The sequence below is a fragment of the Streptomyces sp. 3330 genome (assembly GCF_031456635.1).
GTDB lineage: Bacteria > Actinomycetota > Actinomycetes > Streptomycetales > Streptomycetaceae > Streptomyces.
On the sequence record NZ_JAVDVA010000013.1, the window covers coordinates 32,475 to 48,011 of the forward strand.

11 protein-coding genes are annotated in these 15,537 nt (G+C 74.4%); 1 reads left to right on the plus strand and 10 read right to left on the minus strand.

What is annotated here, in order from left to right; genetic code table 11:
• Positions 1–37 precede the first annotated feature (37 nt).
• Positions 38–1,585: a CocE/NonD family hydrolase gene (locus J2X68_RS22050; protein WP_399040586.1), complete on the plus strand. Its 1,548-nt coding sequence runs from the start codon at positions 38–40 to the stop codon at positions 1,583–1,585.
• A gap of 48 nt (positions 1,586–1,633) precedes the next feature.
• Here J2X68_RS22050 and J2X68_RS22055 read toward each other — a convergent pair whose 3' ends face one another.
• The 10 genes from J2X68_RS22055 to J2X68_RS22100 all read right to left on the minus strand — a co-directional run bounded on the left by J2X68_RS22055 (position 1,634) and on the right by J2X68_RS22100 (position 15,248).
• A complete protein-coding gene (locus J2X68_RS22055) occupies positions 1,634–2,377 on the minus strand; it encodes an amino acid ABC transporter ATP-binding protein (protein ID WP_310434253.1) in 744 nt (247 codons plus the stop codon).
• 116 nt (positions 2,378–2,493) lie between these two features.
• Positions 2,494–2,913: a DUF6278 family protein gene (locus J2X68_RS22060; RefSeq protein ID WP_310434254.1), complete on the minus strand. Its 420-nt coding sequence runs from the start codon at positions 2,911–2,913 to the stop codon at positions 2,494–2,496.
• A 117-nt stretch (positions 2,914–3,030) separates the two neighbouring features.
• Entirely contained in the window at positions 3,031–3,810 is a 780-nt protein-coding gene (locus J2X68_RS22065) for an exodeoxyribonuclease III (protein ID WP_310434255.1), read from the minus strand.
• 39 nt (positions 3,811–3,849) lie between these two features.
• Positions 3,850–4,485 carry an MBL fold metallo-hydrolase gene (locus tag J2X68_RS22070; protein ID WP_310434415.1) on the minus strand — a complete coding sequence of 212 codons (636 nt, stop codon included), beginning with the start codon at positions 4,483–4,485 and terminating at the stop codon, positions 3,850–3,852.
• Positions 4,486–4,528: 43 nt separating this feature from the next.
• A complete protein-coding gene (gene pcaC, locus J2X68_RS22075; RefSeq protein ID WP_310434256.1) occupies positions 4,529–5,851 on the minus strand; it encodes a 4-carboxymuconolactone decarboxylase in 1,323 nt (440 codons plus the stop codon).
• 223 nt (positions 5,852–6,074) lie between these two features.
• Positions 6,075–7,367 (minus strand): sulfite oxidase, encoded by a 1,293-nt coding sequence (locus J2X68_RS22080; protein WP_310434257.1) that lies wholly within the window; start codon positions 7,365–7,367, stop codon positions 6,075–6,077.
• A gap of 373 nt (positions 7,368–7,740) precedes the next feature.
• Positions 7,741–9,945 carry an SWIM zinc finger family protein gene (locus tag J2X68_RS22085; RefSeq protein WP_310434416.1) on the minus strand — a complete coding sequence of 735 codons (2,205 nt, stop codon included), beginning with the start codon at positions 9,943–9,945 and terminating at the stop codon, positions 7,741–7,743.
• Between the two features lie 521 nt (positions 9,946–10,466).
• Complete coding sequence (locus tag J2X68_RS22090; protein WP_310434417.1) at positions 10,467–13,310, minus strand: DEAD/DEAH box helicase; 2,844 nt, start codon at positions 13,308–13,310, stop codon at positions 10,467–10,469.
• Positions 13,311–13,436: 126 nt separating this feature from the next.
• Positions 13,437–14,030: a sugar kinase gene (locus J2X68_RS22095; protein WP_310434258.1), complete on the minus strand. Its 594-nt coding sequence runs from the start codon at positions 14,028–14,030 to the stop codon at positions 13,437–13,439.
• A 69-nt stretch (positions 14,031–14,099) separates the two neighbouring features.
• Complete coding sequence (locus J2X68_RS22100; protein WP_310434259.1) at positions 14,100–15,248, minus strand: ROK family glucokinase; 1,149 nt, start codon at positions 15,246–15,248, stop codon at positions 14,100–14,102.
• Positions 15,249–15,537 lie beyond the last annotated feature (289 nt).

Sequence of the window (15,537 nt, forward strand, 5' to 3'; positions counted from 1 at the left end):
CAGGCAAGAGGAGTGACCCGTGGGACGACCGCACCGCATGGCCCTTCGCGCGACCGCCCTGGGCGCCGTCTCCGCGACCCTCGTCGCCGGCGGGATGCTGGGCCTGGCACCCGCGGCGCAGGCCGCCACCGGCGGCGTCCGCTTCGTCGACATCGCGGGCGACGGCGGAACGGTCCTGAAGGCCAACGTGGTCACCCCCGCCGACGGCACCCGCCGCCACCCGCTGATCGTGCTGCCGACGAGCTGGGGCTTCCCGCAGGTCGAGTACCTCGCCCAGGCCCGGCGCCTCGCCGACTCCGGTTATGTGGTGCTCAGTTACAACGTGCGCGGCTTCTGGCAGTCCGGCGGCGAGATCGACGTCGCCGGGCCGCACGATGTCGCCGACGCCGCCGAGGTCGTCGACTGGGCGCTCGCGAACACCCCGAGCGACCCGGCACACGTCGGCATGGCGGGCGTCTCGTACGGCGCCGGGATCAGCCTGCTGGCCGCCGCCCACGACCCGCGCGTCAAGGCCGTCGCCTCGCTCAGCGGCTGGGGCGACCTGATCGACTCGATCTACTCCGGCCGCACCCAGCACGTCCAGGCCGCCGCCGTCCTCGACACCGTCGGCACCGTCGCCGGCCGCCGCAGCGCCGAGTCCCAGGAGGTCTTCTCGGCCTTCTACTCCTCCGACCTGTCGAAGGAGAAGGAGATCGTCGCCTGGGGGCAGAAACGTTCCCCCGCCACCTACCTGGACCGGCTCAACAAGAACGGCACGGCGATCATGCTCGCCGGCGCCTGGGGCGACACGATCTTCCCGCCCAACCAGTCCGCCGCCTTCTACGAGCGGCTGACCGGTCCGAAGCGCCTGGAGTTCCGCCCCGGCGACCACGCGACCGCCGAGCTCCCCGGCCTGTTCGGGCTGCCCAACGACGTGTGGAACGACACCGAGCGCTGGTTCGACCACTACCTCAAGGGCGAGGACAACGGCATCGACCGCGAGCAGCCGGTCCGGCTCAAGTCCCGCTCCACCAGCGGTTACGAGGGCTATCCGGACTGGAAGTCGGCGACCGCGACCCGCAACAAGATCGACCTCGCGGGCTCCACCACGATCCGCACCGACGTGGACTCGGGCGCGGACGGCGGGATCGTCTTCCTGTCCAGCATCCTCGACCAGGTGGCGAAGCTGCCCCCGGTGGCCTCGATCCCCCTGCTCCCCCGCCGCTGGGCCGCCGTGTGGCAGTCCGGGAAGTACGCCACCGCCCAGCAGGTGCGCGGCACCGCGACGCTGCACACCACCGTCACCCCGACCGAGGAGAGCGGCACCCTCGTCGCCTACCTCTACGACGTGGGGCCGCTCGGCCTCGGCAAGCTGGTCTCCCACGCGCCGTACACCTTCCACGGGCACACGCCCGGCAAGCCGTTCGGTCTCGACCTGGACCTGGTCTCCACGGCCTACGACGTCCCGGCGGGCCACCGGCTCGCCCTGGTCGTCGACACGGTCGACCCGCTCTACGTCGAGCACAACCCGTCCGGCGCGCGGCTGACCTTCTCCTCGCCGGCGGACGACCCGTCGTACGTGTCGGTTCCGCTGCGCGGGCAGTGATCTCCGGCCGCCGCCGGGGCGGGTGGGCTCAGGGGCGGACGCCGTCGCTCAGTGCTTGAGGATCTTGGACAGGAAGTCCTTGGCGCGGTCGCTGCGCGGGGCGGTGAAGAACTCCTCGGGGGTGCGGTCCTCGACGATGCGACCGTCGTCCATGAAGATCACGCGGTTGGCGGCCGAGCGGGCGAAGCCCATCTCGTGGGTGACCACGACCATGGTCATCCCGTCCCGGGCGAGCTGCTGCATGACCTCCAGGACCTCGTTGATCATCTCGGGGTCGAGGGCGGAGGTGGGCTCGTCGAACAGGAGCGCCTTGGGATCCATGGCGAGGGCGCGGGCGATGGCCACGCGCTGCTGCTGGCCTCCGGAGAGCTGTGCGGGGAACTTGTCGGCCTGGTCGGCGAGGCCCACCCGGTCGAGCAGTTCGCGGGAGCGCGCGTCGGCCTCGTCCTTCTTGCGTCTGCGCACCTTCACCTGGCCCAGCGAGATGTTCTGGAGAACGGTCTTGTGGGCGAACAGGTTGAAGGACTGGAAGACCATGCCGACGTCGGACCGCAGTCGCGCCAGCGCCTTGCCCTCCTCGGGCAGCGGCCGGCCGTCGAGCGTGATCGAACCCGACCGGATCGGCTCCAGCCGGTTGATCGCGCGGCACAGTGTCGACTTCCCCGACCCCGAAGGGCCGATCACCACGACCACCTCCCCCCTGCCGACGGTGAGGTTGACGTCCTGGAGGACATGGAGCTCCCCGAAGTACTTGTTGACGTCACGCAGCTCGATCAACGGATCGACGGCCATGCGCAGCCCTACTCACTTTCAGCTGTGTCGTGGTCGCCGCAAACTATCCACACAGGATCGGAGCCGAGGCACGACACGCACTTCGCCGCCATTAGCCGTATTTACGCGCCCGCACGTCAGTTCTCGGCCACCTCGGCGTACAGCTGGGACAGTTCGGGGGTGCCGGTCGCGGCCCACTCGCGCCCGGCGGCCACGACGTCGATCTCGCGGCCGGACGCCAGCCGCACGACGGGTTCCCCGCCGGGCCAGATCACCCAGACGGCGCCGGGCACCGTGCGCACGAGGACCGTTCCCAGGTAGAGCCCCGCGTCGTGACCGAACCAGGGCAGGTTCTCCTCGTCGTCGCGCCAGCGCGGCGGAAGCTGGTCCAGCGCCTCCAACGAGGCGGCCGTGTCGTCGAGTCCGATCCCCTCCCGGGCCGCCTGGGAACGCAACAGCTCGCATTCGGAGAGGAGTTCGGCGATCCCCTCGGGGTCCTCGGCGAGCACCGCCACACGGTACTTCTTGCTCCTGTTGCCCAGGAAAGGGATGTTCATAAGCCCAGCGTGACATTCACACCGGCATGCGCACCACAGGCGCGCTGGCACAGGCAGGGGGCCGGGGCCCGCGTCCGGGCGGGCATCGCGCACGGCCGGACGGGCACCGGCCCGCCGTCACACGTCGAGGTCGACCACGACCGGAGCGTGATCCGAGGCGCCCTTGCCCTTGCGCTCCTCGCGGTCGACGTAGGAGTCCTTGACGGCCGCGGCGAACGGCTCGTTGCCGTACACCAGGTCGATGCGCATGCCGCGGTTCTTGGGGAAGGCGAGCTGGCGGTAGTCCCAGTACGTGAAGGGGTGGTCGTACTTCAGGGGGCGCGGGACGACGTCCGACAGGCCGGCCTCGAGCAGCGACGCCAGGGCGGCCCGCTCGGCGGGGGTGACATGGGTGAGGCCCTCGAAGGCGGCCACGTCGTACACGTCGTCGTCGGTCGGCGCCACGTTGTAGTCGCCCATCACCGCGAAGGGGCGGCTGCCCGCCGCGTCGCCCGCGACGGCGGCCTTGAGGGCCTCGAACCACTGGAGCTTGTAGGCGTAGTGCGGGTGGTCGACCTCGCGGCCGTTCGGCACGTACACCGACCAGACGCGGACCGGGCCGCAGGTCGCGCCGATGGCGCGGGGCTCCGGCGCCCCGTCGTAGCCCGGGTCACCGGGCAGGCCCTTGACCACGTCCGCCAGGCCGACGCGGGAGATCACCGCCACGCCGTTCCACCGGCCCGTGGCGTGCACCGCCGCCTCGTAGCCCAGCTCGCGCAGCTGGTCGAGCGGGAACTGCGCCTCGGCGACCTTGGCCTCCTGGAGGCACAGCACGTCGGTGCCGCTGCTCTCCAGCCAGGCCAGCAGCCTCGGCAGGCGGGCGGTGATCGAGTTCACGTTCCAGGTCGCGATACGCATGCCTCACAACCTACCCGGCGGGTCCGACAACGCCCTCGCTCAGACCTCCGCGGAGGCCCCCGGCGCCAGCCGGCCGTGGTCGGCGCCGCCCAGGTTGCCCAGGTGCGTGTCGTAGATCGGGCGGGCGAGGTCGGTGAGGAGGGCGTCGTGGATGTCGTAGACGCGCTGCGGCCGGACCGCGCGGACGTACTCGATGACCTCGGAGATCTTGTTCCAGGGGGCCTGGACCGGGGCCAGCAGGGTCTCCACGGGGTGGTCGGGGACGGTGAGCGCGTCCCCGGGGTGGAAGACGCGCCCGCCGTCGACGAGGAAGCCGACGTTGGTGACACGCGGGAGGTCGGGGTGGATGACGGCGTGCAGCTCGCCGTGGACCTGGACGTCGAAGCCCGCGGCGGTGAACGTGTCGCCGTGGCCCACGGTGTGCACCCGGCCGGGGAACGCGGCGGCGAGCTTCTCCGCGACGGACCGCAGGGTCCAGATCCCGACGGCCGGGTCGGCCTCCAGCGCCGCCCGCAGCCGCTTCTCGTCGAAGTGGTCGGGGTGCTCGTGGGTGACCAGGATCGCGTCCGCGCCGACCGCGGCGTCCGCCTCGCTGAATCCGCCCGGGTCGAGGACGAGCGTGCGCCCGTCCTTCTCCAGGCGCACGCACGCGTGCGACTTCTTGGTGAGTTTCAGAGCGGTCATGGGATCCATCCTGCCCCCGCGCCCCGTGGAGGGCTCACTCGGTGGGGGTGGTCTCCTCCCGGATGACCTGCTGTGCCACCTTGAACGCGCTGTTCGCCGCGGGCACGCCGCAGTAGACGGCCGCCTGGAGCAGCACCTCCTTGATCTCGTCCGGGGTGAGGCCGTTGCGCAGCGCGGCCCGGACGTGGAAGGCGAGCTCCTCCAGGTGGCCGCCCGCGACCAGCGCGGTGAGCGTGACGCAGGAGCGGGAGCGCCGGTCGAGGCCGGGCCGGTCCCAGATCTCGCCCCAGGCATAGCGGGTGATGAACTCCTGGAAGTCCCCGGAGAAGTCGTCGGCCTGCGACAGCGCCCGGTCCACATGGGCGTCCCCGAGGACCTCGCGGCGCACCTTCAGACCGGCGTCGTACGGATCGGGTCGGCCCATGACCTGGGCCGGCTCGAGCACCGGGGCGGGCGCGATCTCCGCGATGGCCACCGGCTGCGGCGGCTGCTGCTGCTGCTGGGGCACGGTCTGGACCGCTCGGACGGGAATGCCCGGCACGGCGGCCGTCTGCCCGGTGCCGGCGTCGTAGGCGGGCTGCCAGGCCGTGGAGAAGTGGCGCACCAGCAGGTCGGTGACGGCCGCGGGCTGCTCCACCGGGACCAGGTGCGAGGCTCCCGGTACGACGGCCAGCCGGGCGTCCGGGATGCCGGCCACCAGGGTGCGCGCCTCGGCGGGACCGGTGACCTGGTCGTCCGAGCCGACCAGGACCAGCGTCGGCACCCCCACGAGACCGATCTCGGCCCGCACGTCGAAGGCGGCGAGCGCCTCGCAGGCCGCTATGTAGCAGCCGGGGTCGGTGGTGCGCACCATCTGCACGGCCCACTCGGTGATCGCGGGCTGCGCCGCCGCGAAGCCGCTGGTGAACCAGCGGTCGGGCGAGCTGCGGGCGATGGGGTCGAGCCCGTTCGTGCGCACGATCACGCCCCGCTGCCGGAACTCGTCGGCCGTGCCGAACCGCGGCGAGGCCGCGATCAGCGCGAGGGAGGCGACCCGCTCCGGGTGCCGCAGCGCCAGCTCCACGCCGACCGCGCCGCCGAAGGCGCAGCCCGCATAGCCGAAGCGCTGCACCCCGAGCCCGTCGAGGGTGGCGAGCAGCCGCCCGGCCAGGTCGGAGACGGACCCGACCGGATGGGCCGGGGCGCCGCCGTGGCCGGGGAGGTCGTAGCGGAAGATCCGCCACTGCTGGGCCAGCTCGGGAACCTGACGGTCCCACATGTGCCATGTCGTGCCCAGTGAGGGACCCAGGATCAGGACAGGTGCGTCCTCCGGCCCGTCGAAGCGGTATTGCAGGGTGTTGGTCGTACTCTCGCTCACCCGGTTCACGCTCCCACATCTCACAATTTCTCACGCGCTTGGGTCGGAACCCCGTGCAAGCCGTCCCAGGTTGTGGCAGCCCCGCGAAGATCCTCTGCACCGGGCTTCACCCACCCGCGCCGGGCGGTCCGTGAGACCGGATGCGCGTGCATCGTACAGACGGAGCCCGGGAAACCCCTCCCGAGCCCTCGGCCGACGCCTGTCCCCCGTACGCGCGTTCGCCTCACACCGCCCGTACGGCGTGCCGGACCACGGCGTCGAACAGGTAGCCCTGGGTGTTCGGGACGGTCGTGTCGGGCTGGGTGCGGCCGGTGCTGTCGGTGGCCCGCGCCAGCAGGGTGTACCCGCCCGGCTCCGACGGGCGCCAGTCGGTGGACCAGCGGACCCAGCCCCCGCGGCGCGGGGCGTCGTGCAGCCGGGCGGGCCGCCAGCGGGTCCCGCCGTCGGTGCTGACGTCGACGCGCACGACCGCGCCCGCGCCGGACCAGGAGCGTCCGGTCAGGCGGTGCACGGCGCCCGCCCCGAAGGTCGCGTCCCAGGGCAGCTCCCAGGCGCTCTTGACGGTCTGCCGGGTCAGCGGGGCGCTGCCGCCTTCGGGGTGGGCGCTGCCGAACAGCCGGTAGAAGTCGGTGTTCCAGGGCGAGTAGAGGGGCTGCGCGGACACCTCGATGTCACCGACCCACTTGATCGACGCGATGCCGATCCAGTGCGGGACCAGGACGCGCACGGGGAAGCCGTGGTCGTGGGGAAGCGGTTCGCCGTTCATCTCGTAGGCGAGGAGCACGTCGTCGAGCGCCTTGGACACCGGCAGCGGACGGCGGACCCGGCCGAGGTCGGTGCCGTCGGCGGTGACGTAGGCGGCGTCGAGTCCGCGGGGCAGGACGTCGACGGCGTCGCGGGAGAGCCCCGCCCGGCGGAGGACGTCGGCGAGGCGGACGCCGCGCCAGCGCGCGGTGCCGATCGCGCCCAGCGTCCACGCCGTGCCGGTGACGGCCTGTCCCTGCTGGGAGGCGAAGAAGCTGCGGCCGTTGCCCGCGCACTCCACGAACGCCGTACGGGTCACCGCGGGGAACTTCTTGAGGTCGGCGAGGGTGAATTCGGCGGGGGTGGCGCGGGTGAGTCCGTCGCCGTGGACGGTGAGGGTCCAGTCGGCGGCGTCGAGCACCGGGGTGGCGGTGTGGTTGCGGACGAAGAAGTGGTCGACGGGGGTGTGGTAGCCGGTGCCGGCCAGGGAGGCGAACTTCGTCTCGGCGTTGGTCCCGCGGACGGTGAACCAGTCGTCGGGGAGCGCCTTGACGATGCCGGGCGAGGTCGCCGCGGCGGCGGGCGCGGCGAAGGCCGGGGCCGCGGCGGCGGGCGCGGCGAAGGCCGGGGCCGCGGCGGTGGCGAGTCCGGCGGCGGCGGCGAGCCGGAGCAGGTCGCGCCGGGAGACGCCGTCGGCGCGGGCCTCGCCGGCCAGCCACTGGCGCAGTCTGCGCCGGTCGTAGGCGGATTCGGGCGTGGGAGACGTGGGCATGGGCGTGCCTTTCCGGAGCCGGGGGATGCCTGGACCGGGACGCGATCAGGGCGTCAGAAGGCGCGGCGCGTCCACGGCGGGAGGGCGGAGAGGGGTGAGGTGAGGATCAACAACAGCCGCGCGGGAACAGCGCGCGGTACCGCGGGACGTGGCGGTGGTCGTCGAGGGTCACGGGCGCCATCGTACGAGGAGGGCGCCGAACTGGGCAGCGGATCGGTCGAGTTGGCGCGCGGATCGGTGACGTGGGGAGCGGGTCGGTCGAGTTGGCGCGCGGATCGGTGACGTGGGGAGCGGATCGGTCGAGTTGGGCAACGCCCGCAGGACCCGGGCAACGGCCTGCCGGGTGCCCGCGCGTCGAGTGGGGCGGCGGGGGTCAGAACTCGTCCGAGCCGCCCAGACCGGTCAGCGCCCCCACCGGATCGGGGTCGGGGGTGCCGCGCGGCCACCAGTCGTCCCGGCCCGGTTCGGACTCGTACGCGTACCACAACCCGTCGCGGCCGAAGCGGAGCTGGACATGCCCGCGGGGGTGGGTGAGGTGGTTGTGGCGCGGGCGGAAGGCCGGGAGGTCGGCGGCGAGGAGGAGCGGCCGGGCCCGGTCGAAGCGACCGGCGGGCGGGTCCCAGGTCTCCTCCAGGACGGTGAGCCCGTCCGGCCCGCCCTGCCGCCAGGCGGCCACCGCGCGGGCCAGCTCGACCGGGGTGCGGCCGACGGCCGAGGCCAGCGCCGCGTAGAGGGCGCGGGTGGTGACGGTGAGCCCGGATCCGGGCCGGGAGGCGGCGAGCCGCACGGCGTCCCGCCAGAGGGTCAGTTCGCCGATCTCGTCGTGGCCGGTGACCAGCAGGGCGTGGGCGCGGGCGGCCGCGTCGGTCGCGAGGTGGTCCAGTGCGAAGGAGTCGGGGCCGTTCGGCGCGGAGGGATAGGCGGGAGGCTGCTCGGGGTGCGGGGGCACGGGCAGCGGGGCGGGCAGCGGCGGGAGCCGGCGCTCGGCGAGGGCCTCGGCGGCCCGGACGCCCGGCAGGGGTTCCGGTTCCTGCTCCTGGGCGGCGCGGGCGGCACGGGTGGCGTTGCGGCGGGACAGCGCGTCGAGCACCTCGCGTTCGCCCCGGCCGCGCAGCAGGAGCAGCACGAACGGGTCGGCGTCGAGCAGCCGCGCGGTCTGGTAGCAGAGGGCGGCCGCGTGCTTGCACGGGTGGCCCCGGTCGGGACAGCTGCACTGCGGCTCGAGGTCGCCGGGGCCGGGAAGCAGCGGCACCCCGCACTCGGCGAGAGACTCGGGCATCTCCTTGTCGAGCAGCGCGGCGATGTGCCCGGGACGCTCGACGGCCGCCTCCAGGAACCGCTCCCAGTCCTCGGCGCCGAGGGTGCGCAGCCGCACCTGCACACGGTAGGGGCGGGGGCGGCTGCCCTGCACGTAGGCCAGGACGAGCCCGGGGGTCACGGTGATGGCGTCGACGTTTCCCTGCTCGGCGTAACCACGCCCGCGGGCCAGGCGCTTGGCGTCGAGGGCGCCCTCCTCCAGCGCGGTCACCCAGGCGTTGCCCCACCAGGTCCCGGCGAAGGATCCACCGGTGCGCGGCGGGAACGCGGGGAAGGTGCGGCGGTGGTCGCCGTCCCGTGCGGGGGCGCCCATGGAGCGGCGGGCGCGGGAGGGCTCGGCGGACGGGGAGGGCGCGTCCTCGGGGAACCTCGCGGGGGCCGCGCCTCGGGACGAACCTCCTTCGGCGGCGGTCGTGTTGCCGGGAGCCGCATCCGGCCCGGGATCGGTCCCGGGACCGGCCCCGGGACCAGGAACGAGGCCGGGCTCGGTCCCGCGCCCGGGAACGGCCTCCTCCGGAGCGGAAGTGGCCTCGGGCGCGGAAAGGGCCTCACGGCCGGTGCCGGTTGCGGGGTGGACCTCGGACGTGGTCCCGCGCTCGGGGGCGGGCTCGGCTCGCGGTCCGACCTCGGACAGGGTCGTGCGCTCGGAAGCGGTCCCGGTTCCGGGCCCGGCCTCGGACGTGGTCGCGGCCTCGTCGGGAGCGGATTCGGCCGTCTCCTCCGACGGCATCTGGAAGGCGCCCGCGAGCAACTCCCTGACGGCACGCGCTCGTTCGTCGGCGACCTGGTCGGCTGCGCCGCGGTGCCGCCGGGTTTCGGCGGCGCGGGCGCCGGGGCGGGTGCCCGCGCCGCCGCGCGGGGTCCCGCGGCCTGCCCCGGTCCCGGTCCCGGTCCCGGCCAGGCTCTGCCGAGCCTCCGCCCGCGCGGCGCGCAGTGCCTCCCGGGCGACGTCGCCGGGGCGCGAGCCGGTGCCGCCCCGCGGGGCACACGGCCCGGCGGCCTCCGACGGGGCGCCGGCCTCCGGGGTGTCCGCCGGCGGGGGCGACGTCCGCGAGGGTGGCGACGGCCGTGCCTCCGGCGACGGGGTCGGGGCCCCGGGGGAGTCGGCGTCGGTGGCCTCGGCGGCTTCCGCGGAGGCTGATCCGGCCACCGTCACGGGGTCCGCCACGGTGTCCGCCACGGGCGCGGCACCCGCCGTGCGCCGCAGGGCCGCGCGCACCGCGTCGCCGGGTCGGGGGGCGGCATCTCCGGGCCGCACCATGGGGTCGTGCGACGACGCGCGCGACGGGGCGGGCGTCGACTTGCGGGACGGGGCGGGCGTCGACTTGCGGGACGGGGCGTGCGTCGACTTGCGGGACGGGGCTTGCGTCGGGTCCTGCTCCTGCGAGCGCTCCCGCGCCTCCCGAAGCGCTCGGCGTGCCTCGTCCGCGGGACTGGTGGACTTCTCCCGCTGTTCCCCGTCGGTGACGGCGGCGGTGGGCGGACTCCCGGCGTCGGGGGCTGTTCCGGCGTCGTCGTCTGCAGCGGACCCGGACTCTGCGGGTGCGGTGCCGGTGGCGGAGGCGCGGGTCCCGGCTTCGGTGACGGGCCACGTGACGGGGGCGGCGGCGGTCCCGGCGTCAGCGGCGGTCACGCTCCCGGCATCGGTGTCGGGCCCGGCGTCAGCGGCGGACCCGGCGTCGGGGGCGGGTCCGGTTGTGGGCTCGTGGGCGGGCAGGGCGGGCTCGGCCCCGGTGACGGCCGTGGTCTCGGTCGTCGTCCCGCGCTTCTCCGTCTCCCCCATCACGCCTCCCTCCGCAGCCTGACCAGGTCGGACAGTTCGCGGTCCGTGAGTTCGGTGAGGGCCGACTCGCCGGAGCCGAGGATCGCGTCGGCCAGGGCGCGCTTCGCCTGGAGCATCTCGGCGATGCGGTCCTCGACGGTGCCCTCGGTGATGAGGCGGTGCACCTGCACCGGCTGGGTCTGGCCGATGCGGTACGCGCGGTCGGTGGCCTGTTCCTCCACCGCGGGGTTCCACCAGCGGTCGAAGTGGACGACATGACCCGCGCGGGTGAGGTTGAGGCCGGTGCCTGCGGCCTTCAGGGAGAGGACGAGGACCGGGGTCGCACCGGCCTGGAAACGGTCCACCATCCGCTCCCGCTCGGGGATCGGGGTGCCGCCGTGCAGCAGGTCGACCGGGACCGCGCGGGCGGTGAGGTGGGCGTGGATCAGACGGGCCATGCCGACGTACTGCGTGAAGACGAGGGCCGAGCCGTCCTCGGCGAGCAGGGTGTCCAGCAGCTCGTCCAGCAGGGCGAGTTTGCCGGAGCGGGCGGCCAGGGCGTCGCCGACGGAGGCGCTCTCCTCCTTGAGGTAGAGAGCCGGGTGGTCGCAGATCTGCTTGAGCGCGCCCAGCAGCTTCAGCACCAGGCCGCGCCGGGCGATGCCGTCCGCCGTCTCGATGGCCAGCAGCGACTCGCGCACCACCGCCTCGTACAGCGCGGCCTGTTCGCGGGTGAGCGGGACCGGGTGGTCGGTCTCGGTCTTGGGCGGCAGCTCGGGCACGATGCCGGGGTCGGACTTCTTGCGCCGCAGGAGGAACGGGCGGACCAGCCGCGCCAGGCGCTCCACCGCCTGGTCGTCCTCGCCGTTCTCGACCGCGCGCGCGTGCCGGGCGCGGAAGGACTTCAGGGGGCCGAGGAGTCCGGGTGTCGTCCAGTCGAGCAGGGCCCAGAGCTCGGAGAGGTTGTTCTCGACGGGGGTACCGGTCAGGGCCACGCGCGCGGGGGTCGGGATCGTGCGCAGGGCCTTCGCCGTCGCCGAGTAGGGGTTCTTCACGTGCTGGGCCTCGTCCGCGACGACCATGCCCCAGGGCTGTCCGGCGAGGGCGGGCGCCACCGAGCGCATCGTGCCGTACGTGGTGAGGACGAAGCCGCCGGCGAGGTCGTCCAGGCTGCGGTCGGGGCCGTGGAAGCGGCGGACCGGGACGCCGGGCGCGAAGCGGTGGATCTCGCGCTGCCAGTTGCCGAGGAGTGAGGCCGGGCAGACCACCAGGGTCGGTTCGGTGCGGGCCCGCTTCAGGTGCAGGGCGATGACGGTGATCGTCTTGCCGAGGCCCATGTCGTCGGCGAGGCAGCCGCCCAGGCCGAGGGTGGTCATGAGGTCCAGCCAGGCCAGGCCGCGCAGCTGGTAGTCGCGCAGCGTGGCGTGCAGACCGGCGGGCGGTTCGGCGGGGTGCACCCCGGCGGTGAGGCGGTCGCGCAGGGCGGCCAGGGCGCCGACCGGCACCGCCTCGACGCTCTCGCCGTCGACCTCCGCGGTGCCGCTGAGCGCGACGGACAGGGCGTCCACCGGGTCGAGCAGGCCCAGTTCCCGCTTGCGGGCCTTGCGCACGAGCGCCGGGTCGACGAGGACCCACTGGTCACGGAGCCGGACCACCGGGCGGTGGGCCTCCGCCAGGGTGTCCATCTCGGCGTCGCTGAGCGGGTCGCCGCCGAGCGCCAGCTGCCAGCGGAACTGGAGCAGCTCCTCGCTCTCGAAGAAGCCGGTGCCGTCGGTCGCCGAGCCGGGGGCGGTCCTGATCACGGCGGCGGCGCTGAGGTCCTGCGCCAGGTCCCTCGGCCAGTGCACGGCGACCCCGGCCGTCGCGAGCCGGGTGGCCGCCACCCCGAGCAGATCGCTCAGCTCGTCCTCGGACAGGGCCAGGACGTCCGGCGCGTCCTGCTCGGCGAGCCGGGCGAGCGGCGGCCAGACACGGGCCGCGCGCCGTACGGCGAGGGCTGCGTCCACGCGGGCGCGTGCCCCGAAGGCGGCGTCGGCCTCGCCCGCCCACAGGGCCGCCGCGTCGGTCATCAGGGTGGGGTCGGCGAGGCTGTGCACCTGGACGATCGCCGCCCCGGCCCGGCGCGCCCGCCCGCCGTCGTCGAGCCGGTCGAACATGTCGTACGCGGACAGGTCGAGGCGGAGCGAGATCCGCACGCCCGCGTCCATGCCCGCGGCGACCTCCGCGGCCCAGTCGTGCGCGCCGGGCAGCCGCTGGGGCCGGCGGTCGGCGAAGGGCTTCCCGCACGCGTACGGCGCGGCCGGGGTGCGGGGCAGGGTGTCCGCCACGGCGTCCAGGAAGGACCGCATCAGGGCTTCGGGCCGGGGCAGCCGGAGCGGTCCGGAGCCGGGGAGCGGCACCGCGTGGCCCTCCGGCGGGAGCGCGGCGGCGACCGCGCGCAGATGGGCGATGTCCTCCGGGTCCAGCGGGCCCGCCCGCCAGGCGTCGTGTCCCGCGGGCGTCAGCCCGGGCAGCAGGCGGCCGCGGGCGGTGAGCCGCAGCGCGTGCAGCGCGGCCGCGCCCCAGCAGGCGGTCGCCGGGTGGGCGGCCGGGTCGCGGCGGGCCCGCACGAGCAGCGGGAGCGCCTTGCCGAGCGGCAGGGACAGGGCGGGGACCTGGTCCCGTCGGATGGCGGAGCCGCGGCGCCGGACGACGGTGAGCTCCGCGCGCTCCGCGTCCGCCGTGCCGGGCAGCGGGCCGTCCGCCGGGTCCCAGAACGCGACGCGGCCCTCGCGCGGGAGGGGCGCGGGCAGGAAGACGGCGGCGAGCCGCACGCAGACGGAGCCGGATCCCGGCCCGGTCTCCGCGGCCGTGCCGTCGGCCATGACGCTCATGACTGGTGTCCACCTCCCGCCCGCGTGTCGGATCAGTCGTCTTCGACTCTACGGGCGGGGTCTGACAATCGGCTCCGGAGCCCGGCCGGTCACGGCGTTCCGGCCGGGCGGGACCGGTCAGGGGACCGTGCGGGAGACCACGTACACGAAGGGGTAGATCGCGTTGCCGGTGTTCACGACCACGTCCAGCGTCGGCTTGGGGTTCTTCTGTTCGTGGACGATGCCGAAGTCGTCCCCGGGGCGCGAGCCGGGGCCGTCGAACTTCCAGCCCGTGACCTCCTGGTCGCGGGCGCTGATGGTGATGTGGCCCTTCTTCAGGTCGGCCCGGCTGACGCCGATCTCGGCGAGGAACTGGTCGAGTCCGGCCTGGGTGGTCTGGAACTGCGCGTACAGCCGGCTGGTCTTCCAGTTGTTCGTCTCGTAGTAGGCGACCTGGTTCGACGGGTGCGGGATCGGCACCTGGTAGAGGCGGCGCTGGACCTTCGACGGCCAGCCCTCGGTCAGGCCGGTCGCCGAGTACTTCGCCTCCTTGTCCTTGCCGCTGTCGCGGCTCTGGTTGGCGGAGATCACCAGGTAGCCGGCCGGGACGCCGATGAGCAGCACGATGATCAGCAGGGTGAGCGCCCGGCGGCGGATCACGTGCCGGCGGTCCTCCGGCGGGCGGTCCGGCCCGTCGGAGGGCGCGGCCTGGCGGGGCAGCGAGGCTGTCATGCGGTGTCCCGGGTCGTGCGGGGCGGTGCGGTGGTCATGCGGCGTCCTGGGGGCGGGGCGGGGCGGCGGTCACGCCGTGTCCTGGGTACGGCGGGCCGCCTCGGTGAAGCGCTCGAAGCGCTCGTAGCGCTCCACACGGCGCCGCTTGGCGCGCCGGAAGCGGCGGGCGACCAGGCGGGCCAGGTCGGCGGCGCCGACCATACCGGCCTCGGGGCCCAGCTGGGCGCGGACGATCCGGGCCTCGGGGCGGTAGCCGCGCCCGGTGAGCTGGCGCTTGAAGGCGTCCCGCGCGGGGCCGATCAGCAGGTCGTCGGCGGCCGAGACGCCGCCGCCGATCACGAAGCACGACGGGTCCAGGGCGGCGGCCAGGTTGGCGATGCCGACGCCGAGCCACTGGCCGATGTCCTGGAGCAGCTCGATGCACATCGCGTCGCCGTCACGGGCCAGCTCGGTGATCATCGGGCCGGTGATGTCGCCGATGTTGCCCTTGACGTGCTCGATGATCCCGTACGCCACCGGGGAGTCGGCGGCGGCCAGTTCGCGGGCCTCCCTGACCAGCGCGTTGCCCGAGCTGTACTGCTCCCAGCAGCCGCGGTTGCCGCACGGGCAGCGGTGGCCGCCGGGCACGACCTGCATGTGGCCGAACTCGCCGGCGACGCCGTACTTGCCGCGCTTGACCTGGCCGTCCTCGAGGATCGCGCCGCCGATGCCGGTACCGAGGGTGATCATGACGAGGTGGTCCTCGCCGCGGCCCGCGCCGAAACGCCACTCCGCCCAGGCGGCCGTGTTGGCGTCGTTGTCCACCAGTACGGGTACCGCGAGGCGGCCGGAGAGGCGGTCGCGCAGCGGCTCGTTGCGCCACGACAGGTGGGGCGCGAACAGCACGCGGTTGCGGTCCGCGTCCACCCAGCCCGCCGCGCCGACGCCGACCGCGTGCACGTCGTGACGGTCGGACAGGTCCAGGACCAGCTCGACGATCGTGTCCTCGACGACCTTCGGGCTCTTGGACTTGTCCGGGGTCTCCGTGCGGACCTTCTCCAGGATGTTGCCGTCGGCGTCGACGACCCCCGCCATCACCTTGGTGCCCCCGATGTCGATGCCGACGGTCGGCACGCGGGGGGCGGTGAGGTGCGATCGGCGCTCCCTCGTGCCCACGGTGCGGAGTGCGGGGGCGCGGCGGGAGCCGATGGGGGCGTTGAAGTTGCCGTAGGTGCTCATCGCCGCCGATTCTGCCTCACCGTCCCGCCGGGTGCCGAGCGGGGCGGCGGCGGGGGCGGGCGTCCGCCGTCCCGCCCGGGCGCGTCGCCGCCGGTCGGGGACGCGGGTCCCTCTCCGTCGATCGCGCCGCGGACTGAGACCCCTCCCCGTCTCTCACGGACCCCTCCCCGTCTCTCACGCCGCGGACGCGGAACCCTGCCGGTCGATCGCGTCGCGGACGCGGACCCCTCCCCGTCGTCAGGTCGCGGACGCGGAACCCTCGCCCTCGGTCAGGTCGCGGACGCGGAAC

What these genes read in the sequence shown, in the direction of transcription:
- J2X68_RS22050 (WP_399040586.1), top strand. Translation starts at nt 38, where the DNA reads ATGGCCCTTCGCGCGACCGCCCTGGGCGCCGTCTCCGCGACCCTCGTC.
- J2X68_RS22055 (WP_310434253.1), bottom strand. Translation starts at nt 2,377, where the DNA reads ATGGCCGTCGATCCGTTGATCGAGCTGCGTGACGTCAACAAGTACTTC.
- J2X68_RS22060 (WP_310434254.1), bottom strand. Translation starts at nt 2,913, where the DNA reads ATGAACATCCCTTTCCTGGGCAACAGGAGCAAGAAGTACCGTGTGGCG.
- J2X68_RS22065 (WP_310434255.1), bottom strand. Translation starts at nt 3,810, where the DNA reads ATGCGTATCGCGACCTGGAACGTGAACTCGATCACCGCCCGCCTGCCG.
- J2X68_RS22080 (WP_310434257.1), bottom strand. Translation starts at nt 7,367, where the DNA reads ATGCCCACGTCTCCCACGCCCGAATCCGCCTACGACCGGCGCAGACTG.
- J2X68_RS22085 (WP_310434416.1), bottom strand. Translation starts at nt 9,945, where the DNA reads ATGGTGCGGCCCGGAGATGCCGCCCCCCGACCCGGCGACGCGGTGCGC.
- J2X68_RS22090 (WP_310434417.1), bottom strand. Translation starts at nt 13,310, where the DNA reads ATGGCCGACGGCACGGCCGCGGAGACCGGGCCGGGATCCGGCTCCGTC.
- J2X68_RS22095 (WP_310434258.1), bottom strand. Translation starts at nt 14,030, where the DNA reads ATGACAGCCTCGCTGCCCCGCCAGGCCGCGCCCTCCGACGGGCCGGAC.
- J2X68_RS22100 (WP_310434259.1), bottom strand. Translation starts at nt 15,248, where the DNA reads ATGAGCACCTACGGCAACTTCAACGCCCCCATCGGCTCCCGCCGCGCC.